This is a genomic window from Actinoplanes derwentensis, assembly GCF_900104725.1.
Taxonomy (GTDB): Bacteria; Actinomycetota; Actinomycetes; order Mycobacteriales; family Micromonosporaceae; genus Actinoplanes; species Actinoplanes derwentensis.
On the sequence record NZ_LT629758.1, the window covers coordinates 7,871,686 to 7,891,065 of the forward strand.

Annotated in this window: 21 protein-coding genes and 1 pseudogene; 13 read left to right on the top strand and 9 right to left on the bottom strand. The window is 69.0% G+C overall.

Features of this window, described 5'->3' with window-relative positions:
• Positions 1 to 73: 73 nt before the first annotated feature.
• The 3 genes from BLU81_RS48810 to BLU81_RS34890 form a co-directional block, all read right to left on the bottom strand.
• A complete protein-coding gene (locus BLU81_RS48810; protein ID WP_157751940.1) occupies positions 74 to 238 on the bottom strand; it encodes a hypothetical protein in 165 nt (54 codons plus the stop codon).
• Positions 239 to 484: 246 nt separating this feature from the next.
• The gene (locus tag BLU81_RS34885; protein ID WP_092551127.1) at positions 485 to 1,072 is read right to left on the bottom strand and encodes a TetR/AcrR family transcriptional regulator; all 588 of its coding nucleotides are present in this window, start codon (positions 1,070 to 1,072) and stop codon (positions 485 to 487) included.
• The gene (locus tag BLU81_RS34890; protein ID WP_092551131.1) at positions 1,065 to 1,901 is read right to left on the bottom strand and encodes an alpha/beta fold hydrolase; all 837 of its coding nucleotides are present in this window, start codon (positions 1,899 to 1,901) and stop codon (positions 1,065 to 1,067) included. Before BLU81_RS34890 ends, BLU81_RS34885 begins: the two co-directional genes overlap by 8 nt.
• Before the next feature lie 186 nt (positions 1,902 to 2,087).
• On the opposite strand from BLU81_RS34890, the gene BLU81_RS51655 reads away from it, so the two are divergent.
• Positions 2,088 to 2,825, top strand: coding sequence for a calcium-binding protein (locus BLU81_RS51655; protein ID WP_269460943.1), 738 nt, complete (start codon positions 2,088 to 2,090; stop codon positions 2,823 to 2,825).
• A gap of 45 nt (positions 2,826 to 2,870) precedes the next feature.
• On the opposite strand, the gene BLU81_RS34900 is transcribed toward BLU81_RS51655, so the two are convergent.
• Entirely contained in the window at positions 2,871 to 4,064 is a 1,194-nt protein-coding gene (locus tag BLU81_RS34900; protein WP_092551136.1) for an Ig-like domain-containing protein, read from the bottom strand.
• Positions 4,065 to 4,178: 114 nt separating this feature from the next.
• Between BLU81_RS34900 and BLU81_RS51660 the strand changes: the two genes are divergently transcribed.
• The 3 genes from BLU81_RS51660 (at position 4,179) to BLU81_RS34915 (ending at position 6,919) form a co-directional block, all read left to right on the top strand.
• Positions 4,179 to 5,969, top strand: a complete 1,791-nt coding sequence (locus BLU81_RS51660; protein ID WP_092551139.1) for a SpoIIE family protein phosphatase — start codon at positions 4,179 to 4,181, stop codon at positions 5,967 to 5,969.
• Between the two features lie 112 nt (positions 5,970 to 6,081).
• Positions 6,082 to 6,420: an STAS domain-containing protein gene (locus BLU81_RS34910; protein WP_157751941.1), complete on the top strand. Its 339-nt coding sequence runs from the start codon at positions 6,082 to 6,084 to the stop codon at positions 6,418 to 6,420.
• Positions 6,421 to 6,526: 106 nt separating this feature from the next.
• A complete protein-coding gene (locus BLU81_RS34915; protein ID WP_092551145.1) occupies positions 6,527 to 6,919 on the top strand; it encodes an ATP-binding protein in 393 nt (130 codons plus the stop codon).
• 15 nt (positions 6,920 to 6,934) lie between these two features.
• Here BLU81_RS34915 and BLU81_RS34920 read toward each other — a convergent pair whose 3' ends face one another.
• Entirely contained in the window at positions 6,935 to 7,828 is an 894-nt protein-coding gene (locus tag BLU81_RS34920) for a DUF7379 domain-containing protein (protein ID WP_092551148.1), read from the bottom strand.
• Positions 7,829 to 7,912: 84 nt separating this feature from the next.
• Here BLU81_RS34920 and BLU81_RS34925 point away from each other — a divergent pair, with 84 nt between their 5' ends.
• The gene (locus BLU81_RS34925) at positions 7,913 to 10,648 is read left to right on the top strand and encodes an AfsR/SARP family transcriptional regulator (RefSeq protein WP_092551151.1); all 2,736 of its coding nucleotides are present in this window, start codon (positions 7,913 to 7,915) and stop codon (positions 10,646 to 10,648) included.
• Here the strand turns inward: BLU81_RS34925 and BLU81_RS34930 are convergent.
• Positions 10,637 to 11,299, bottom strand: a complete 663-nt coding sequence (locus BLU81_RS34930; protein ID WP_092551154.1) for a hypothetical protein — start codon at positions 11,297 to 11,299, stop codon at positions 10,637 to 10,639. The two genes, BLU81_RS34925 and BLU81_RS34930, sit on opposite strands and share 12 nt — an antisense overlap.
• Before the next feature lie 118 nt (positions 11,300 to 11,417).
• Here BLU81_RS34930 and BLU81_RS34935 point away from each other — a divergent pair, with 118 nt between their 5' ends.
• Entirely contained in the window at positions 11,418 to 11,864 is a 447-nt protein-coding gene (locus tag BLU81_RS34935) for an Hsp20/alpha crystallin family protein (RefSeq protein WP_092551157.1), read from the top strand.
• 56 nt (positions 11,865 to 11,920) lie between these two features.
• Complete coding sequence (locus BLU81_RS34940) at positions 11,921 to 12,223, top strand: hypothetical protein (protein WP_092551160.1); 303 nt, start codon at positions 11,921 to 11,923, stop codon at positions 12,221 to 12,223.
• A 112-nt stretch (positions 12,224 to 12,335) separates the two neighbouring features.
• Here BLU81_RS34940 and BLU81_RS34945 read toward each other — a convergent pair whose 3' ends face one another.
• On the bottom strand, positions 12,336 to 12,830 hold the full coding sequence (locus BLU81_RS34945) for a hypothetical protein (RefSeq protein WP_092551164.1): 495 nt from the start codon (positions 12,828 to 12,830) through the stop codon (positions 12,336 to 12,338).
• A 242-nt stretch (positions 12,831 to 13,072) separates the two neighbouring features.
• Here BLU81_RS34945 and BLU81_RS34950 point away from each other — a divergent pair, with 242 nt between their 5' ends.
• The 4 genes from BLU81_RS34950 (at position 13,073) to BLU81_RS34965 (ending at position 16,229) form a co-directional block, all read left to right on the top strand.
• Positions 13,073 to 13,555 carry an inositol monophosphatase family protein gene (locus tag BLU81_RS34950; protein WP_092551167.1) on the top strand — a complete coding sequence of 161 codons (483 nt, stop codon included), beginning with the start codon at positions 13,073 to 13,075 and terminating at the stop codon, positions 13,553 to 13,555.
• A 1-nt stretch (position 13,556) separates the two neighbouring features.
• On the top strand, positions 13,557 to 14,174 hold the full coding sequence (locus tag BLU81_RS34955) for an NAD(P)-dependent oxidoreductase (RefSeq protein WP_092551170.1): 618 nt from the start codon (positions 13,557 to 13,559) through the stop codon (positions 14,172 to 14,174).
• 116 nt (positions 14,175 to 14,290) lie between these two features.
• Positions 14,291 to 15,181 (top strand): helix-turn-helix domain-containing protein, encoded by an 891-nt coding sequence (locus BLU81_RS34960; RefSeq protein ID WP_092551173.1) that lies wholly within the window; start codon positions 14,291 to 14,293, stop codon positions 15,179 to 15,181.
• A 67-nt stretch (positions 15,182 to 15,248) separates the two neighbouring features.
• Positions 15,249 to 16,229 (top strand): aldo/keto reductase, encoded by a 981-nt coding sequence (locus BLU81_RS34965; RefSeq protein WP_092558059.1) that lies wholly within the window; start codon positions 15,249 to 15,251, stop codon positions 16,227 to 16,229.
• A gap of 11 nt (positions 16,230 to 16,240) precedes the next feature.
• Here the strand turns inward: BLU81_RS34965 and BLU81_RS34970 are convergent, their stop codons facing one another.
• Complete coding sequence (locus tag BLU81_RS34970) at positions 16,241 to 16,894, bottom strand: lysophospholipid acyltransferase family protein (protein WP_092551176.1); 654 nt, start codon at positions 16,892 to 16,894, stop codon at positions 16,241 to 16,243.
• Between the two features lie 65 nt (positions 16,895 to 16,959).
• On the opposite strand from BLU81_RS34970, the gene BLU81_RS34975 reads away from it, so the two are divergent.
• Positions 16,960 to 17,931 carry an STM4015 family protein gene (locus BLU81_RS34975; protein WP_092551179.1) on the top strand — a complete coding sequence of 324 codons (972 nt, stop codon included), beginning with the start codon at positions 16,960 to 16,962 and terminating at the stop codon, positions 17,929 to 17,931.
• A gap of 21 nt (positions 17,932 to 17,952) precedes the next feature.
• A pseudogene (locus BLU81_RS34980) lies at positions 17,953 to 18,327 on the top strand (DUF5994 family protein); the annotation flags it as partial.
• 54 nt (positions 18,328 to 18,381) lie between these two features.
• On the opposite strand, the gene BLU81_RS34985 reads toward BLU81_RS34980, so the two are convergent.
• Positions 18,382 to 19,356, bottom strand: a complete 975-nt coding sequence (locus BLU81_RS34985) for a diacylglycerol/lipid kinase family protein (protein ID WP_092551185.1) — start codon at positions 19,354 to 19,356, stop codon at positions 18,382 to 18,384.
• Between the last annotated feature and the right edge of the window lie 24 nt (positions 19,357 to 19,380).

Genomic DNA, 19,380 nt, shown 5'->3' on the forward strand with positions numbered 1-19,380 from the left:
GCCACCCCCGCTTCGGCGATCTACACCCGTCGAACTGTCGCAATTTTGGATACCCCGCACAACGGCACCGGGTTCAATCCTCGCGGTTGATCAGCTTCGCCTTGTTCTTCGGAGCGCTCTCGAGCGACAGGGCCGGCGCGGTGTTGCCCGCGGCATCCCGGAGGCGGAGTTCCACCTGGGCGGTCGGAGTGGCGATGACGCGCGGATCCCAGGAGAAGAGCGGTGTGGGTGAGGCCAAAATCCCATTGACCCATCATTCGGTACGGGTGATCGGCGACCCGGTAGTCCAGGGTGGCCGTGGAGCCGACCCAGCCCGCGCCATTGTCCACCCCGTTCCTTCAGCGCTGGAGAAATTGCTCCACTGGCCGTAGGCGGGAAAGTCGACCAGGGCGTCCCCTACCGCCTCCTTGCCCGGAGTCTCTGTCGACGGTGGCAGTGATGACATAGCTCATGATTCGCTCCATTACCTCGGGCCGGGGTCGGCTTAACGGGCGGACAGTGGAGCGGGCAGTTTGGCTTTGAGTCCCTGGTCGATGAAACCGAGAATCCAGGTGAAGCTCTCGTCGATGTCGGCGGCGATCTGGAAGCTGCCGTCGGCTTCCAGGGTCGAGAATCCGTGCAGGATGCTGCGCAGCATCCGCAGGGCGTGGATCTCCTGGTCGGGTTCCAGGTGGTACCCGTGCAGCATGGCCGTCCAGGAGGCGAGCACCCGCTGGACGGCGGGGATGAGCGGGTCGTCGGGTCCGGTGACGCTGGCGAAGTTTCCGGCCGCGTAGCGTCCGGGGTGTTCCAGCACGTACGTGCGCATCGCGTGCGCACCGGCGGCGAGGGCTTCGCCGCCGGATCGGCCCTGCGTGGCGTCACGGATGGCGTCGGCTAGCTCGTTCATGGCCAGGACCGCGATCCGGTGGGACAGATCGGCCTGGTTGGTGACGTGTTTGTAGAGCGAGGGCGTCCGGACGCCGAGACGTTCGGCGAGCAGAGCCATGCTGAGCGCGGGGAAGCCGATCTCGTCGGCCAGCGCGGCGCCGGCTGCGGTGACCGAGGCCTGATCGAGTCCGACTCTAGGCATTGGTCAGCGTCCTGGCGAGGAAGGGCAGGGACAGCGCGAGGACCTTGTCCGGGGTCTCGGCATGCGGGTAGTGGCCGGCACCGTCGATCATCGCCAGCTCTCCGAGCCCGCGGGGCAGATCGGCGATGATCTTCTCGGCTTCGGCGCGGGGGTCGGCCCAGTCGGGGTCGAGGGTGCCTTCAATGATCAGGACCGGGCACTTGACGTTGGGCAGCTGCGCGCCGGCGTCGCCCGGACTGGTCTTGCACATGGCCTGAAGTGTCTTCATCCGACCAGGCTCGCTCATCTTGGTCTCGATCCGCGCCAGTTCGTCGTCCCAGTCGAAGGGCTTGTTCGGGTACGCCAGGTCGAGGTACTTCTTCCAGCTCGACATGCTTCCCAGAGCCATGGTCATCCCGAGCTGCGTGCTGCCGGCGCGGTAACGCTTCACCCGGAACAGCGCGCCCAGGGACACCGACTGCTCGCGGGTGAACGGCGCCAGCTCGATGACTCCGGCGATGAGATCAGAAGCGGTGGCGGCCGCGATCGTGGCGGCGCCGCCGCTGATCGATTGCCCCATGATGACGGCCGGGCCGCCGAGATGACGCACCAGGGCGACCAGGTCGCCGGCGATGTCGGTACGGCTGTAGCCGTCCCACCCGAGGCTGGAGTCCCCACAGCCGCGAATGTCGAGGTTCGCCACCCGGTAGCCGGCCGCCACCAGGCCGGGAACGATGAAGCGGTAGGAGTGGCGGCTGTCACCCATGCCGTGCGCGAGCACCACCAGCGGCCCCTCGCCAGTCACGTCATACGCAATCTTGTTGCCGGCGATGTCCAGGTACTCGGTCATGATGCCCTCCAGCGGCTAACGTTGTTACTCATTAAGTTAATGCCATTAGCCAGAAGTGTCAACATCGTCTCTGCCCGGCCGGTGCCGGGCGTGCCGCGCGGCCGACGGTGTGACACGAAAACGGGAGACGAACCCGCCTCATGTCCTCATAGGATTTGCATATCAGCAGCTAGGGACGGGGATTCAATGTTCAGCATCAGTCGTAAGAAGCTGGCCGCGATCGGTATCGCGGCGGCCGCCACGTCCGCCTTCTTCGCCTCGCCGGCGCAGGCCGCGTCGGCTGCCAAGGCCGAGGTGGCGGGCACCGTTGTCCGGTTCACCGCCGCTGCCGGTCAGGCCAACTCGCTGACCATCACGGTCTCCGGCCGGACGGTCACCCTGAACGACACGGTCGCCGTCAAGGCCGGCAAGGGCTGCAAGGCCGTCGCGGGGGACAAGACCAAGGTCAAGTGCACCACCGCCAAGAAGCCGACCCGAATCACCGTCGCGCTCGGTGACAAGAACGACTTCGTGCAGAGTCACGCCTCGGTTCCCCTGACCGCCAACGGCGGCTCCGGCGACGACACCGTCTTCGGCGGTTACGGCAAGGACACCCTGACCGGCGGGAACGGCGTCGACGACGTGCAGGGCGGTCCCGGCAACGACACCCTCCGTGGCGGACATGGCAACGACCATGTGGAAGGCGGCCCGGGCAAGGACAAGCTGTACGGCGAGGCCGGCAACGACGACCTGATCGGCGGCGACCTCGACGGCGAAGGGGCCGACAGCGGCGACACCATCTACGGTGGCGCGGGTAACGACTTCCTGCTCGGCGGTTACGGTAACGACACCCTCTACGGCAACGCCGGTAACGACAACCTGGTCGGTGGCTCGGGCAAGGACAAGCTGGTCGGCGGCCCCGGCAACGACACCAGCACCCAGTAACGACCGTCCGGGGCCGGCGCGGTGGTGGCGCCGGTCAGAACCGGATCAGCGTCGGTAGGTCCGGGTTGGGCTGTATCTGACGTTGCCGGCTCGGTCGTACGCGCGGATTCGGACGGTGAACTTCGTGCCGTACTTCTTCGGGTTCACCGTGAACGCGTAACCGGCCGTGCTGTCTGTCTGTACGACCTTGCCGTTGATCAGCAACTGCACCTTGCTGACCCCGTACACATCGCTCGCCTTGGCCTTGATCTTGAACTTTGTCTTGACCTGGGCTTTGTTCTTCGGCGCGCTGGTGATCGATATCGTGGGCCTCTTGTGGTCCACGATCAGGGGCCGCGTGAGGGTGGCCTTGTTGCCGGCCGCGTCGTAGGCGTGCCATCCGAGCGTGTACTTCCCGTCCGGCGCGTCCCGGCTGTCGATCGTGACCGTCCGGGAGTTCTCCTGGATGTAAGTGATGGAGCGTTTCGCTCCGAACAGCGAGGCTTCGAACCCGCTAAACGGGCTGGCGTCCCGGTAACCACCGAGGGAGACCTTGAAGGCTCCGCGGATCGCACTGCCCGCGGTGGTGGTTCCGGTGATCACCGGCCGGTCGTTGTCGACCGTGACGGTCCTGGTCGAGGTCGACACGTTGCCGACCTCGTCCCACACCCGGATGGTCATCGGGGTTCTGCCGTTCGGGACCGTGATGTTCCAGCGCAGATCCAGGCGCTCGCCGCGGCGGGCATCTCTCGACGAGATCACCTGCCCGTTGACGATCAGCTCGGAGCCGATGGCGTAGACGTCGTCGGTCGCATCCACGGTGAGCTCGCCGCCTCGGCCGATGTAACCATCCCGCCGCGGGAAGACGACAGTCGGGGACGGGGGCTTGTTGTCTACCCGGACGTGCTCGCCGGCCGTCGTCGACGAGCCGGTCGCGGTGGTCGCCACGGTGTACAGCACCATCTGGCCGTCGAATCCGGCGGTGTCCCAGTCGATGAGCCAAGGCGCTTCGGTGTCCGTGCCGATCACCCGGCCGGCGGCGTAGACCGTCAGGCTGGTGACACCGGACAGGGACTCGTCCGGGAACGTCTCGAAGGTCACCGGCGTGACGCCACCGACCGGGTACTTGAAGACGCGGGCGAACACCCTCGGCGCCGCGTCGGCGGCTACGGCGGGCACCGCGGAGCCGAACGAGGCGGCCAGCACAGTCGCAGTGACGAACCCGGTCCACCGGAACGCGATTCCCAAGACATCCCCCATGATCGCTTCGACGGCAGCCTATATCAGCTCGGCCGGGGCGGATGAGAGAGCGGTGTCCGGTACTCGTGGATACCATTCGGGGGTTGTTTGTCCCGCTGATGGTGCAGGAGTCGTGTGAGCTTCGAGGACGGGTCGGCGTTGCCTGCTGCGGATCGACTGTCGGCGCTGGCGCGGACGGAGCTGACGGCGTCGCCGGATCCGGCGTTCGATCGGTTCGCGGGACTGGTGCGCACGGTGTTGCGGGTGCCGGTGGTGCTGGTCAGCCTGGTGGAAGCCGGGCGGCAGGTGTTTCCCGGAGCGTGTGGGCTGGGTGAGCCCTGGGGGCAACGGCGGCAGACTCCGTTGTCGCATTCGTTCTGTCAGCATGTGGTGGTCAGCGCGGCGCCGTTGATCGTCGAGGACGCCCGTACCGATCCGCGGGTGGCCGGTAATCTGGCGATCACCGATCTGAACGTCGTCGGGTACGCCGGGATGCCGTTGACGGACACGACGGGGCAGGTTCTCGGATCGTTGTGTGCGATCGACACCGCCCCGCGGCGGTGGACCGAGGACGAGCTGGCTCTGCTGGCGGACTTCGCGGCGGCGTGTTCGGACATGCTGCGGCTGCGGATCGCCAACAGTCTGTTGCACCAGCGGGAGGAGCAGGCCACCGCGTTGCGGGCGTCGGCGATCGCGGCGTCCGAGCGGACCCGGCTGTTGTTGCGTGCCAGCGTCGAGCTGGCGGACACCGGTACCGCCGATGATGTGGTGAGCGTGGTGCGGCAGCTGGTCACCGGCACCCTGAACCCGTCCTACGTCGGGGTGTCGTTGCTCGATGACACCGGCCGGGTGTCGCTGCAGTCGGGATTGTCGCTGCCGTCGAGGGTCGCCGAGCGGTGGGATCTGTACGCGGGTACGACGGTCACCCCGTCGGCGGCGGCCGCTCGCAGTGGGGTGCCGGTGCTGCTACCCGACCTGGCGGCGGTCTACGAGGTGACGCCGGAGGCGGCGGTCACGTTCGAGGAGATGGGCTGGCAGTCCGCGGCGAGTGTGCCGCTGCCCGGGCCGGCGGGGCCGGTGGGCGCGCTGACGTTCGTCTGGGACAAGCCGTACACCCTCGACGCGGCCGAGCAGGCGGTCCTGGCGGCGCTGGCCGGTTACGTGGCGCAGGCGTTGCGGCGTGCCGACTACCTGTTCTCGCGGGAGAACGTGGCGATGGTGTTGCAGAAGGCGTTGTTGCCGGATCTGCCGGATGCGGCTCCGTTCGAGTTGGCCGCCCGGTACGAGCCGGCGGCCCGTGGGGAGCATGTCGGCGGCGACTGGTACGACGCGGTCCGCCTGCACGATCAGCATCTGGCACTGGTCGTCGGGGACGTCAGCGGGCACGACATGCGTGCCGCGGCCCGGATGGGCCGGCTGCGCAGCAAACTGCGCCTGTTGCTGGTCGACCGGCGTGAGTCCCCATCGGCTCTGCTGCACCGGCTGGACACCGCCAGCCAGGCGCTGGGAGATCGCATCACCGCCACCGCCGTGCTGGCGTACCTGAACACCGACCCCAGCGGGCACGGTCATCAGCTGCACTGGTCCAACGCCGGGCACCCCAGCCCGCTGCTGATCACCGGGGCCGGCGCGAGCGTGCTGGACGGCCGTGATCCGCTGCTCGGCCTGCGCAGCACCGCCGCCCGGACCAGTCACACCCGGCACCTGCCACCGGGTTCCACCGTCCTGTTCTACACCGACGGGCTGATCGAGACCCGCCGTGATGCGCTCGACGAGCGGGAGCGACGCCTGCACGAATCGGCGGCGGCTTACGCGCGGGCGCCTCTGACCGAGTTGCTCGATCACCTGTACACGGCGTTCGCCGGCGATGATCACGAAGACGATGTCGCGATGATCGCGGTCCGCACGCCTGACTCCCGCGATTGATGCCTCCCGTCCTGGTAGGCAAGTATCCATATTTCGGGCGAGTAGGGTGGTCTGATCCAAGCGTCGCGGCGCCGACAGGCCGAGCGCACTATGGCGACGCAAGGACATCCACGTGGTTGAACTTCCGTTATGGTCAGCAGCCGTCACCATCCATCAGGGCACCCGGACCGTGGCGTTGACCGGGGAACTCGACCTGGCCGCCGCCGATCAGCTGCTGCACCTGCTCCGCACCGAGCTCGACACCGCCGGCACCGCCGTGGTCGTCGTCGACCTGGCCGCTGTCTCGTTCCTGGATTCGGCCGCGCTTGCCGCTTTTGTCGGCGCCTACAACCACGCCGATGCGGCCGGCCTCCGATTTCAGCTGGTCAACCCGGTTCCGTCGGTACGGCGGGTGCTTGACATCAGCGGTGTCTACGAGGTTCTTGTGCCGTCTCTCGCCGGCGACGACTGATCAGGACCGGAGATTTCGATCAGCTCGCCCGGTCGTCACCGCACGTCGTTTCGACGTCGCGTGGTGGGGCACCAGGAACGTCGGCGGCGAACAAAGGGGCATCCGGGTGACAGCCAAGACTCTGTGCATGCTGTTCAAGCAGGGTGAGCCTGCCGCGCCGATGCGTTCGACCGCGCGCGCCGCGCTGACACCCTGGCACTCGGCGGACCAGATCGACGACGTCCTCGTGGTGGTCTCCGAGCTGGTGCAGAACGTCTCCCAGCACACCGAGGGTGGCGGGACCCTCGTCTTGAACTGGGACGACCACAGCATCACCGTCGAGGTCAGCGACGACGACCGCCGGATGCCGCTCCAGCGGCCTCCGGACGACCAGCGCCTCGGCGGCCGGGGCCTGCTTCTGGTGGACGGCATCTGCTCCAGTTGGGGTGCCACCGCCCACGACCACGGCAAGACCGTGTGGGCACGGGTAACGCCAGCACGGATGCCCGTGCTGGCGTGACGGTGCGGAGGCTGATTACCAGAGGCGCCAGGAGTAGTTGGCGTTGCGGGCCACCACGATCGGGCTCTCGCCCTTGGTCTGGGTGATCCAGCCGCTCTTCTCCGCGCGCTTGTTCCAGTAGCGCGACTTGTACTTGCCCGACGCCTTCTTGTAGATGGCGGTGTGGGTCAGGCCCTGTCCCTGATGGAAGACCACCTTGTGGCCCGCGGCGAGGTAGCCGGCCGCGCTGCCGCTGGTGGAGACCGAGCTCTTCCAGGGCACGATCTTGTCGCCCTCGGAGCCGATCAGGGTCCAGTCGGTGCCCTGGGTGGACTGCGGGTTCTTGTTCAGCCACTTCAGGAACGAAGAACCGGGGCGCATGTCCTTGGCCTGCTGGGTGTTGTAGCTACGTGCCCAGTTGGTACCGGTGTGCGGGGTGCCGATGGTGACGACGTCCTCGATGTAGAGCGCCGGCGGCCAGTTCTTCGTCTTCTTCTGCACGCCGGTGATCGCGGCCCGGATGATCAGCCCGCCCATCGAGTGGCCGACGGCGTCGACTGAACGGCCGTTCTTGGTGTAGCGGTTGTAGATGTCCCAGGCCAGCTTGCGGCCGAGCTCCTTGATGCTGACGCCGTTCTCGTAGCTGCCGATGCGGCTGTTGCAGTTCTTGTCGCCCTTGTAAAAGGCGACCGTGTTCTGTTCAGCGGTGGCACCCCGGGCTCGGTACGCCTTGATGGCGGTGTCCCACTGCTTGCAGTCGGCTTTCGGGTGACCGGTCGCGGAGATCTGGATGCCGTGCACCCAGTAGATCGGTTCGCCCAGGCCGTCGTTGCGCTTGGGCGGGGCGGCCAGGGCGGGCGAGGCCGGCGCCAGGATGAGACCGGACGCCGCCACCAGGGCCGCCAGGAGAGCGGCAAGACTCTTGCGCATGTGAAACCTCTCGGATGCGTGTTCCTCGACGCATCGAAGAATGAGGTAGTGATGTTGGCGGAATGTTAGAGGAAGATCAGCGAGGTGACGGGGGAGACGGTGGTGCGTGAGTTCCGGCTGCTCGGACCGGTGGAGGTGTGGGCGGACGGCCGCCGCCTCGACGGTGGTCCCCCGCAGCAGCGGCTCGTGCTCGCCGTCCTGCTCGCCGCCGCGGGCCGGGTGGTGCCCGCCGAAACCCTGATCGCCCGGCTCTGGGACGACGAGCCGCCCGCGGCCGCCCGCCGGGCCGTGTACGTGCACATCGCGCGGATCCGCCGGGTGCTGCGCGAGGCAGGTGCCGACGGCGCGCTGGTGGGGGCCTCCGGTGGTTACCGGCTGGACGTGGACGCCGGCGAGGTCGACCTGCTGCGCTACCAGCGGCTCACCGGGCAGGCCCGGGACCGGGACGATCCGCGCGAACCGCTGGCGGAGGCACTGGCCTGCTGGCGCGGCACGCCACTGGCCGGTGTCCCGGGCCGGTGGGCGGAGGACACCCGCAAGACCTGGTCGCGCCTGCACCTGGACACCACGATCGCGTGGTCCCGGGTAGCTGATCCGTCGCCGGCCATCGACCTGCTGACTCCGCTCGTCGAGGAGCATCCACTGGTCGAGCCGCTGGCTGCCGCGCTGATGCGGGTGCTGCACCGGGCGGGCCGGACGGCGGAGGCTCTGGACTGCTTCACGCGTACGCGAAAGAAGTTGGTCGAGGAATTGGGTCTGGATCCGGGCAGTGAGCTGGCCGCGACACATCAGATGTTGTTGTCGGTTCCCACGCCGGCTCCGGCGGTACGGGAGCGGCCCACCCAGCTGCCGCCCGACATCTCGGCATTCGTCGGGCGGAACGCGGAGATGGACGCGCTCGGGGCCGCCGCCGATCAGTCACTGATCGTCATCTCCGGCACGGCCGGGGTGGGCAAGACGACGCTTGCGGTGCATTGGGCGTCGACCGTGGCCGACCGCTTCCCGGACGGGATTCTGCACGTCAACCTGCGCGGCTTCGACCCGAGCGGCACCACGAAGACGCCGGCGGAGGCGATCCGCGGTTTTCTGGAGGCGTTCGACGTGCCGCCCCAGAGCGTGCCGGTGACGCTGCCCGCGCAGACGGGGCTCTACCGGCGGCTCGTGGCGGGGCGGCGCGTGCTGGTGATGCTGGACAACGCGCGCGACGCCGAGCAGGTGCGGCCGTTGCTGCCCAACTCCCCAGGGTGTCTGGCCGTCGTCACCAGCCGTCACCTGCTGCCCGCGCTGGTGGTCACCGACGGTGCCTATCCGCTCTCCCTCGACCTGCTCAGCGCCACCGAGTCGCGGCAGTTGCTGACCGCCCGCCTCGGCGCGGAGCGCGTGGACGCCGAACCTCGGTCGGTGGACGAGATCATCGATCGCTGCGCGGGGTTGCCGCTGGCCATGACCCTGATCGCCACCCGTGCCGCGGTGCACCGGCGCTTCGAACTGGCCGATCTGGTCGGGCAGCTGCGTGCGGCGGGCGACCGGCTGGACGCGCTGTCGAGTGTGGACCGCAGCATCGACGTACGCACGGTGTTCTCCTGGTCCTACGACGGGCTGAGCGAGGGCGCGGCCGAACTGTTCCGCCTGCTCGGGCTGCACTGCGGCCCGGACATCACCGCCCCCGCCGCGGCCGCCCTGCTCGGCAGCGACACGCGCCGGGCGAACGTGCTGCTCGCCGAACTCGCCGACGCGCACCTGATCGTCGAGCACATCCGGGGCCGGTTCGGCATGCATGACCTGCTGCGTGCCTACGCCGCCGAGCGTTTCGACGACGACCCGGCCGGACCGCTACGGCGGGTGCTCGACTACTACCTGCACAGCGCGTATGCCGCGGACGGGTTGCTCTATCCGCACCGTGACGAGGTGGCGCTGGACCCGCCGCGCGCCGGTGTCACGCCGCAGGTCTTCGACACCGACCGGCAGGCGGCCGCATGGCTCGACGGGGAGCGTCCCGTGCTGCTCGCGGCGATCACGCAGGCCGCGTCGGGCTATGAGGCGCAGGCGTTCCGGCTGGCCCTGGCCCTGGTCACGTTCCTCGACCGGCGTGGGCACTGGGACGAGATGATCGCCGCGCTGAGCCTGGCCCTGGATGCTGCCCGCCGTCTCGGCGACGCGGTCGGTGAGGGGCACTCGCTGCGGGTGCTCGGCTGGGCGTACGCCCACTCCGGCCAGTACGAGAAGTCGGCCGGCCTGACCCGAGACGCCCTCGCGGTCTTCGAGAAACTGGACGACCGGGTCGGGCAGGCCCGCGCTCACCGCGACCTCGCCCAGGCGTTCTGGCGGAAGGGCGATCACGCCGGCACGCTGCATCACCTGAGCCAGGTTCTGCGGCTGTCGGCGACGGCGGGGCTGCGGGCCGGGCCGGCCTTCGCGCTCTACGTGCAGGCCTGCGTGCGGTTCCTCTCCGGTGACCAGCCGCAGGCTGTCGCGCTGTGCCGGGCGTCCGTCGCGGAGTACCGCGCGCTCGGCGACCGGATCGGCGAGGCGGTCGCCTGGGAGGGCCGGGGCATGGCTCACGCCGGGGTCGGCCACCACCGGTCGGCGCTGATCTGCTTCCGTCGCGCCCTGTCCCTGCGCCGTGGCGCGAACGATCGCCTGCTCATGGCCGACAGTCTGCTGCTGATCGGCGACACGCACGCCGCGGCGCAACGGCCGGGCGACGCGCGTGCGGCCTGGCTGGCCGCCCACAAGATCTTCAGCGAGCTGGGCCATCCCGACGCCGAGCGGGTCGAGGCGAGACTGGGACAGGTGCGGTCTCTCCGATCAACGCTGTGATCTGTTGGGCTGTCGAATCTGGTCGGTGTGGGCGGTGACGGTGTCGATCTGCTCGCTCAGGCCGGGGTGATCCTGCAGGTGCGATCGGGCCGCGGCGAGCAGAGCGGGTAACGCGGATGCGTCTCGGTCACCGAGGGCGCCGTGCAGCCGGGCGAGTGTTTCACCGGCCGCGGCGTCCAGGTCGGTGAGCGCGGTGATCTGACCGGCCAGTCTGCGCAGGTCGGCGGTGTTGTCGTTGGCCCATCTGGTGACGGCACGGTGCCCGGCGCGGCGGTCGCGTTCGGCCTGCACGCGTTCGTCACGGGTCGCCCCGGGCTGATCCGTGGAATCGGCGGTGCTGCGCAGATAGCGGCGTTCGGCGGCTTGGCGGCTCGCGACGCCCAACGCCGTGGCGAGAGCCTGCCAGGAGACTCCGGCGGCCCGGGCCGCGGCGATCAGGATCGGTTCCAGGGTGGCGAGTTCGGTCTGCGTCTGACGCAACAGGACGAGGGCATCGAGCAGGCCGGCAGGGCTCACCGTCGTCTCGTCGGCAGTGCTCTGTGCGATCTCGGCGGCCGTGGCGGTCAGCACTGCCACGGCCGCGCCGAGATCCATCGGGTCGAGGCTGGGCGCTGGTGCGGAACCTGAGCTGCCACCTGGTGACTCGGTCATCCTCATCCTTCTTCGCGTCATCTTTTTGTTGACGTCTTGCTTGTCATCGTCGCGATGACGTGTTAGAAAAAAGGTATCGCGCATTGACCATCAAGTCGAGATTGCAGGAGGTGGGATCATGTTGATGCGCAGCGAACCCTTCACCGAGGCCAGCCGGCTCGCCCAGCAGCTGTTCGGTGCTTCGAGCGCGGGGACCTGGTCACGGCCGACCGGGATGCCCGTCGACGCGATCCGCAACGGCGACGAGTTCGTGATCGCGTTCGACCTGCCCGGTGTGGACGCCGACGCGATCGACATCGACATCGAGCGCAACGTGCTCACCGTGCGAGCCGAGCGCCGCCCCATCGACCTGGGCGAGCAGGCCGTCACGCAGTTGACCGAACGTCCGCTCGGCGTGTTCTCCCGCCAGCTGTTCCTCGGCGACGCCCTCGACACCGACCGCATCGACGCCGCGTACGACAACGGTGTCCTGGTGCTGCGGATCCCGATCGCCGAGAAGGCCAAGCCTCGCAAGGTCAACGTGGTGGGGCGGCAGCAGAGCGAACAGAAGGTGATCTCGAGCTGACCTGAGATTCCTCAGCTCTGCTCTCGGACGAGTCGGATAGGGCGGGTGGTGACGGCATGAACAGCACTTTCGCGATCCAGGCCAAGACTGCGCTGTCTCCGGAATGGGACCACGGCTTCGACGAGGCGTTCACCGACCTCATCGCCAGTGACCCCGATCTGGTCCAGGGGGAGTTCGACGCTCTGATCGGCGCGAACTTCACCGAGCCGCCCGAACCCCCGGTACCACCCGCCCAGCCCACCGGCGACGGCCGGCCGCAACCACCGCGACCCCGGCCTGAGGACGCGAAGGACGCGCCGGCCGGTACGACGGACCCGGCCCCCACCGAACCCGTCACGCCACAGCGATCACCGCCCTGACACCCGTCCCCTGAAATCCGCCACCCGGTTCTTCGGGTGGCGGATTTCGCGGTTCCGGTCCGGTTGCCCCATCTGGCAGCCGCGTCGTGCGGCTTCGGATCGACCGGAAACGTCAGGTGGCCGGAGTGACCGTGCCCGGGCCGGCGACGGCGACGATGCCGACCGGTTCGCCGTCGAGCACCAGGAGCGCCCGGGTCGGCGGCTGCGTGCCACCGGGTTCAGCGGCCCACCCGCTGATCGCCTGCTGCGCGTCGGCGGACAGTTCGGTCCGCCCGTCGGAGCTGGTGATCGTCACCGCCCCCTTCGGTCCGTCGACTGTGGTGCAGATCGCCTTGCCGGCGTACTCGACGTACCACGAGTCGAAGTCGCACGGCATCGCGAGATCGCCGAACCAGCCGTCCTTCTCGCCGGTAGCCGCCGGTGTGGTCAGTTCATCGTCGATGAGATAGGCCTTCACCGTGGCGGGGCCGGCGGGCGGTTCAACGGCTTTCGCCGGCCGGCCGAGCCACAGCACGGACGCGGTGATCAAGGCGGCGACCACTGCGGTGCTCTGGACCAGGGTGGACTTGAGCCGGGATCCGGCCGGGGCGTCAGCGGGAGTACTCATCGGGTCGTCTGTCCTATCGCCTGGTTCGGGTGCCTTGATGACAGGAATGACGCTACGGATGCCGGGACACCTGGACATCCGACCGCGGTGCCCATCGATCGTGGTACTGCGGTACCACCTGTCCGGCGGCGAACCTTGTTGCGGTCCAATGCTCCGATCGTTCGAGTCAGTTGCATCTCGGTCAATCATTACGTAACTAGAGTGCACTGGACTTAATTGTTGGCGGGCTCGAAAGTAGACGCATGTCCAACGAACTACTCGAACAGGTCACGGCCGTGGTTCGCCGAGCCGGCGAAGCGCTGCTCGACGGGTACGCCGAGTCAGCGCGGCCAGCGAACAAAGCGGAGATGGCGACGGTCGGTAGACAGCTGGAGAAGACGGATGTCGACGCGGCGATCGTCACGATGACCCAGCCCCGCACCCGGAACCGTCGCCTCGGTGACGCCGCGACGAACCTGCTGGACACGGTCCTGTTCATCCGTTCCACGGTGCCCAGCACGTTCCCGCTGCTCGACCTCGCCGGCGGTCACGTCGACGCCTACTGGCAGTACGAGTGCGACCTCATCGGGGTGGCCGCCGGCGTTCTGCTCGTCACCGAGGCGGGTGGCGTGGTGACCGACCTGACCGGTGAGCCCTGGCGGCCCGGCCACACCGACATCCTCGCCGCGGCTCCCGGACTCCACCGGGAACTGCTGGCGGTCCTGCAAGCGGAAGGCGCTCACTGACATGGAACTCACCATCCTCGCCGCCTCCGGCGCGACCGGCCTCGAACTGACCCGCCAGGCGCTGGAACGTGGCCACACGGTCACCGCGATCGCGCGCACCCCCGGCCGCATCACCGTCGCGGATTCGTCCCGGCTGATCCGGGTGGCGGCCGACGTCCGCGATCCGGACTCCATCGCCGCCGCTCTGGCCGGGCAGAAGATCGTGCTCTCCGGACTCGGCATCGCTAGTGGCGACAAACCGGGCGCGCTCACCGACGGAGCCCGCGCCGTCGTCGCCGCCCAGCCGGAACGTGCCATCTGGCTCGGCGCCTTCGGTACCGGACCGTCCGCTCAAGCGGCCGGTGCCGCCACCCGCACGCTGCTGAAACTGATGGGCGCCGAGCTGGTCGACAAGGTCACCGCGGACGCGGCCATCCTGGACGCGGGTGGGACGGTGTTCCACGCGGGCCCGCTGTCGAACGGGCCGCTCAGCCCGACCCGGCGCACGGTCGGCCTTGCCACCCCGCCGCAACGCTTCTTCCCGGCACGTGTCAGCCGGGCGACCGTGGCAGCCGCGATGCTCGACGAAGCCGAAGACCCGGCGTACCCGGGCGGGGTCGGTCTTCCGCTGGAACGTTAGGCGACCAAACGAAACGTGGGCGACCAAACGAAACGTGGGCGGAGCGCTTCGGCTCTGAGAAGGGTGTGCTGGCAGCCCACCACTCGCTGCCTGGATCGGGCCTAGCCTGGAACGTTGTGGACAACCGTGACGAGGTGAAAGCCTTTCTCAGCTCCCGCCGGGCCCGGATCAGCCCCGAGCAGGCCGGTCTGAGCAGCTACAGCCGTAACCGGCGGGTGCCCGGGCTGCGGCGCAGTGAAGTCGCCGACCTGGCCGGAGTCAGCGTCGAGTATTACGCCCAACTGGAACGCGGGAACCTCGCCGGCGCGTCCGACAGTGTGCTGGACGCACTTGCCCGCGCCTTACGTCTCGACGAGGCCGAACAGCAGCACCTGGCCGACCTGGCCCGGGCCGCGGGGCCCGGTGGGCGCGCGCGCCGTAAACCGTCGGCGCGGCAGGTGCGGCCGAGTGTGACCCGCGTGCTGGATCTGATGACCGGTATCCCGGCGTTCGTCGGCAACGGGCGCGGTGATGTCCTCGCCGCTAACGCCCTGGCCCGAGCGCTTTACGCGCCGATGTTCGGGAACTCCACCGGCACTGCCAACCATGCCCGTTTCGGGTTTCTGGACCCGGGCGCGCGGACCTTCTGGCGCGATTGGGATCGCATCGCCTCCGACACCGTGGCGATGATGCGCACCGAGGCCGGTCGTGACCCGTACGACAAGGCGCTGACCGACCTCGTCGGCGAGTTGTGCACCCGCAGCGAGGACTTTCGCATCCGGTGGGCCGCCCATGACGTCCGGCTGCACCGGACCGGTGTCAAGCAGTTCCGTCATCCGGTCGTCGGCGACCTCGACCTGAACTTCGAATCCCTGCAACTCACCGAGGACCCCGGCCTGACGATGACGCTGCTCAGCGCCCCGGCCGGGTCAGCCGGTGACGACGCCCTGCGGCTGCTGGCCAGTTGGGCGGCCACCGGGGGTGGGCTGCCGGTACACCCTGCAGCAGTGACTCCTCCGCCCCTGTGAACAGGCGTTTCCTGGAACACGGCACCGGCCGGTGCCGTGCTTTTGCGGAAAATCAGGAGCGGTGACGATGAAGAGCGCACACCTCGGCGGACTCGAAGTCTCCCGGATCGGCCTCGGAGCGATGACCATGGCCGGCGTCTACACCAGCGAGGGAAACCTCGACAAAGCCGAGTCCATCCGTACGATCCATCGCGCTCTTGATCTAGGGGTGACCCACATCGACACCGCCGAGATCTACGGGCCGTTCCTCAGCGAGGAGATCGTCGGCGCGGCGGTCAAAGGCCGTCGTGACCAGGTGAAGATCGCCACCAAGTTCGGCATCGTCTCGCACGCCAACGGCGGCCCCGGCGTGAACGACAGCACCGCCGCCAACATCAGGACCGCCGTCGAAGGGTCGCTCAAGCGGCTCGGCACCGATCACATCGACCTGTACTACCAGCACCGCGTCGACCGCGGCACGCCGATCGAGGAGACCGCCGGTGCGGTCGCCGAGCTCATCAAGCAGGGCAAGGTGCTGCATTTCGGCCTGTCCGAGGCGTCAGCGGAGACGATTCGCCGCGCCCACGCCGCACAGCCGGTCTCCGCTCTGCAGACCGAATACTCGCTGTGGACCCGGGACGTGGAGGCCGAGATCCTGCCGCTGCTGCGCGAACTCGGCATCGGGTTCGTGCCGTACTCCCCGCTCGGGCACGGCCTGCTGACCGGGCAGATCCGCACCGTCGACGACTTCGCCGACGACGACTGGCGCAAGACCAACCCCCGATTCGCCGGTACGAACTTCCAGCGCAACCTGGCGATCGTCGACGAGGTCACCGCCATCGGCGCGGAGATCGGTGCCACTCCGGCGCAGACCGCGCTCGCCTGGATCCTGACCCGCGGCGACGACATCGCCCCGATCCCCGGCACCCGCCGCGTCAACCGGGTCGAGGAGAACACCGCCGCGGACGGCATCACCCTCACGACCACGCAACTCGAACGCCTCGACGCGCTGCGACCGGCGGCCGGAGCACGCCACGACGACGCCAACATGGCGGCGATCGACCAGTAAGCGGGGGTCGCCTATGCGGTCCGGTCCGACGGTGGCAGCGGGGCGACGGCGCGGAGTTCGGTCGTCAGCCTCGCGGCCAGGTTCAGGGCGGACTCCCCCGGTGGGGGCGGGGTGGGTTCGAAGAACGTCACCTTCAGCCGGGGACGCCGGGGGAACCGGGTGATGTCCACGGTTCCGGAGACCGCCGCGCAGACGATCCGGGCTTCCGGTACGGATTGAGCCAGGCGCCCGACACCGCTGCGGGCCCGCAGCTGCTTGCCCTGGGAACGGCTGCCCTCCGGGAAGATCCCCAGGCAGCCGCCGTCGGCGAGGCACTGCACCGCGGCGTCCAGGGCGTTCGTGTCGGCCTCGCCGCGGCGTACCGGAATCTGCCCCATGCCGTTGAGGACCCTGCGGAGCAGCGGGTTCTTCCAGAGCGACGCCTTGGCGAGGGCCTGGATCTGCCGGCGGCGCCGGGCGGCGAACGCGATGACCACCGGGTCCCACGCGCTGTCGTGGTTGGCCGGGACGAGCGTCGCGCCGTGCGTCGGCAGGTTGTCCAGGCCCACCACCTCGAGACGGCCCCACCAGCGGACTATCGGCCCGGACACGGCCATGACCGCTCGGTAGACCGGCGAGATCCGGCCGGCGTCGTTCGGCGCTGCGGTAGAACGGTTGGGCTCCATGACTCACTCTCACGTACGGGCGGCGGGCTCGGCATTGTCATACGTCGTTGTTACCGTGCCGTGCTATGGACAACGACGACCATCTTCCCTCGTTCGCCGGGCTACCCACCCTGGAGTACTACGCCGGCCTGGACACCCCCGACCCCGCCGCGGTGGCATGGCGCCTCAGCTGGGGTGGTCTCTGGACCGATGGGTGCCCGTGTTCCACCTGCGCGGCCGACCGTCGCCGCCGCCCGGAGATCGCCGGGCTGACCTGCGGCATGGATCTGGACGGCTTCGTCGAGCAGTGGGGAGACCGCGTCACCGCCCTGATCATCTCGGACGGTGACGACGACGCCCCCGACATCGAGCGGATCGCCGCGGCGATCGCCCGGATGCCGCGGCTGCGGGCCCTGTTCGTCGGTGACGTCATCGACCAGGAGGCCCAGATCTCCTGGGTCCACCAAGGCGATGTGACACCGCTGCTGGCTGCCGCGCCTTGGCTGGAACACCTGCAGGTGCGCGGCTCCGATGGCCTGGAACTCAGCGCGGTCCGACACGAGAACCTGCGCCGTCTGACCTTCGAGGGCGGCGGCCTGCCCGGTCCGGTGGCCCGCGCGATCGGCGCCAGCGACCTGCCCGCCCTGAAACACCTGGAACTGTGGCTCGGCACGGAGAACTACGGCGGCAGCGCCACCATCGTCGACGACCTCGCCGGAGTGCTGGCCGGTGAGCGGCTTCCCGCGCTGCGCTACCTGGGACTGCGTAACGCCGAGCTGGCCGACGAGGTCGCCGCCGCGGTGGCGTTCGCCCCGGTGGTGGCCGGTCTGGAGGAACTCGACCTGTCGCTCGGCGCCCTCTCCGACTCCGGTGCGGCGGCGCTGCTCGCCGGGCAACCCTTGAGTCATCTGCGCCGGCTCGACCTGTCGCATCACTTTCTCGCCGACGACACGGCGGCCTGGATCGACGAGGAACTGCCCGGTGTCGACGTCGACACCTCCGATTCCCAGCTCGAACTCGACGGTGGTTCGGACCGCTACATCAGCGTCAGTGAGTGAAGCGCGGGCCCTCATCCCTCCCGAGCCACCGTTCTGGACGGGGCGTGGTGGCCCCGATCGGCGAACGTGGTCACCGAACTTCCCGAGTTGGTGTCAGCCCTCAGTGGACTTCGAGGTGAGGTCACGCATGTGCTGCTCAACGCGGCCGAATGGGATCTTCCGCATGACCAGCGGGCGGCCATCGACAACAAACCGGTGCGGCTCGGCTGGCACACGGCCCAGCCGGCCGGGCTGCTCACCATCCTCACCGAGTTCGGCGGCGACCGCTTCGACCTGCTGGTCATCCCGCCGGACGCGAGCCCGGCGTCGGCCGACACCGCGCTGACCGCAGCCGCGGACGGCACCGACCGGCGCCACACACCCGAGTTGCTGGCCGGGATCGAGCACCAGAACTGATCGGCTGATTGCCGAGTCCTCGGCTCTGGGCCTCGCCGAGTGTTTCGGCGGGGTTCAGCGGGCCCGATCGAGACGGTCGGCGGCGGCGTCGGCGTCGACGCTGAGGTCGGGGTGGCCGGCCGGTTCCGGTACGCACAGCCAGAGCGCCTGCGGCATGACCTCGACGGTCAGCCGGTCACTGGTCTCGATGAGGTCGCCGTCGAGCTGACGGGGCTGCGGCCGGCTGCTGATCACCTCGATCCGGCTGCCGCGGAAGACCTCCAGCGCGGGGATCCGTTCGCTGCGCCGGATCAGCCCCCACCCCAGGGCCACCCAGGTCCGCAGCGTGTTCGGCGTCAGGATCGCGATGTCCAGGACACCGTCGTCCGGCTGCGCGTCACTCAGCAGCCGCAACCCGCCCTGCAGCCGGCCCACGTTGGCGACGAGCACCGTACGGGCCCGCCGGCGCATCGGTTCGCCGCCGTCGATGCGGATGGTGACCCGCATCGGCCGGTCCTTCAGATGCTTCACCGCGCCGAGCACGTACGCGGGCCACCCGATGTGCTTCTTCGCGGTGTCCGAGGTGGCGTCGAGCATGCGCGCGTCGAAACCCATGCCCGCCATCACCACGAAATGCCGGCCGTCGAGAGTGCCGACGTCCAGGCGCCGCAGTCCGCCTTCCAGCGCGACCGCGAGGCCGGTGGCCAGATCGGTGGACAGGCCGAGGTTCGCCGCGAGCAGGTTGCCGGTGCCGGCCGGCAGGACGGCCATCGACACCTCGGTGCCGGCCAGCGCCGACACCGCGGACATCACCGTTCCGTCACCACCGCAGACGAAGACCACCTCGGCACCCGACTCGACGGCTGCGCGGGTCTGGCCGAGTCCGGGGTCGTCCTCGGTCGTCTCGAACCACTCCGGTACGGGCCAGCCGGCCTTCGACAGCGTGTCCTCGACGGTCTGCCGCAGCCCGTCGAGGTCGTCGATCTTCGCGGGGTTGACGACGACCGCCGATCGGGGTGCCGGGTTGGTATGGCCGGTGATTACCGTCATCGTGGTGGCTCGCTTTCTTGGCAT

Coding starts and splice junctions, on each gene's coding strand:
- BLU81_RS34885 (WP_092551127.1), bottom strand. CDS start 1,072: ATGCCTAGAGTCGGACTCGATCAGGCCTCGGTCACCGCAGCCGGCGCC.
- BLU81_RS34890 (WP_092551131.1), bottom strand. CDS start 1,901: ATGACCGAGTACCTGGACATCGCCGGCAACAAGATTGCGTATGACGTG.
- BLU81_RS51655 (WP_269460943.1), top strand. CDS start 2,088: ATGTTCAGCATCAGTCGTAAGAAGCTGGCCGCGATCGGTATCGCGGCG.
- BLU81_RS34900 (WP_092551136.1), bottom strand. CDS start 4,064: ATGGGGGATGTCTTGGGAATCGCGTTCCGGTGGACCGGGTTCGTCACT.
- BLU81_RS34920 (WP_092551148.1), bottom strand. CDS start 7,828: ATGCGCAAGAGTCTTGCCGCTCTCCTGGCGGCCCTGGTGGCGGCGTCC.
- BLU81_RS34930 (WP_092551154.1), bottom strand. CDS start 11,299: ATGACCGAGTCACCAGGTGGCAGCTCAGGTTCCGCACCAGCGCCCAGC.
- BLU81_RS34935 (WP_092551157.1), top strand. CDS start 11,418: ATGTTGATGCGCAGCGAACCCTTCACCGAGGCCAGCCGGCTCGCCCAG.
- BLU81_RS34940 (WP_092551160.1), top strand. CDS start 11,921: ATGAACAGCACTTTCGCGATCCAGGCCAAGACTGCGCTGTCTCCGGAA.
- BLU81_RS34945 (WP_092551164.1), bottom strand. CDS start 12,830: ATGAGTACTCCCGCTGACGCCCCGGCCGGATCCCGGCTCAAGTCCACC.
- BLU81_RS34950 (WP_092551167.1), top strand. CDS start 13,073: ATGTCCAACGAACTACTCGAACAGGTCACGGCCGTGGTTCGCCGAGCC.
- BLU81_RS34955 (WP_092551170.1), top strand. CDS start 13,557: ATGGAACTCACCATCCTCGCCGCCTCCGGCGCGACCGGCCTCGAACTG.
- BLU81_RS34965 (WP_092558059.1), top strand. CDS start 15,249: ATGAAGAGCGCACACCTCGGCGGACTCGAAGTCTCCCGGATCGGCCTC.
- BLU81_RS34970 (WP_092551176.1), bottom strand. CDS start 16,894: ATGGAGCCCAACCGTTCTACCGCAGCGCCGAACGACGCCGGCCGGATC.
- BLU81_RS34975 (WP_092551179.1), top strand. CDS start 16,960: ATGGACAACGACGACCATCTTCCCTCGTTCGCCGGGCTACCCACCCTG.
- BLU81_RS34985 (WP_092551185.1), bottom strand. CDS start 19,356: ATGACGGTAATCACCGGCCATACCAACCCGGCACCCCGATCGGCGGTC.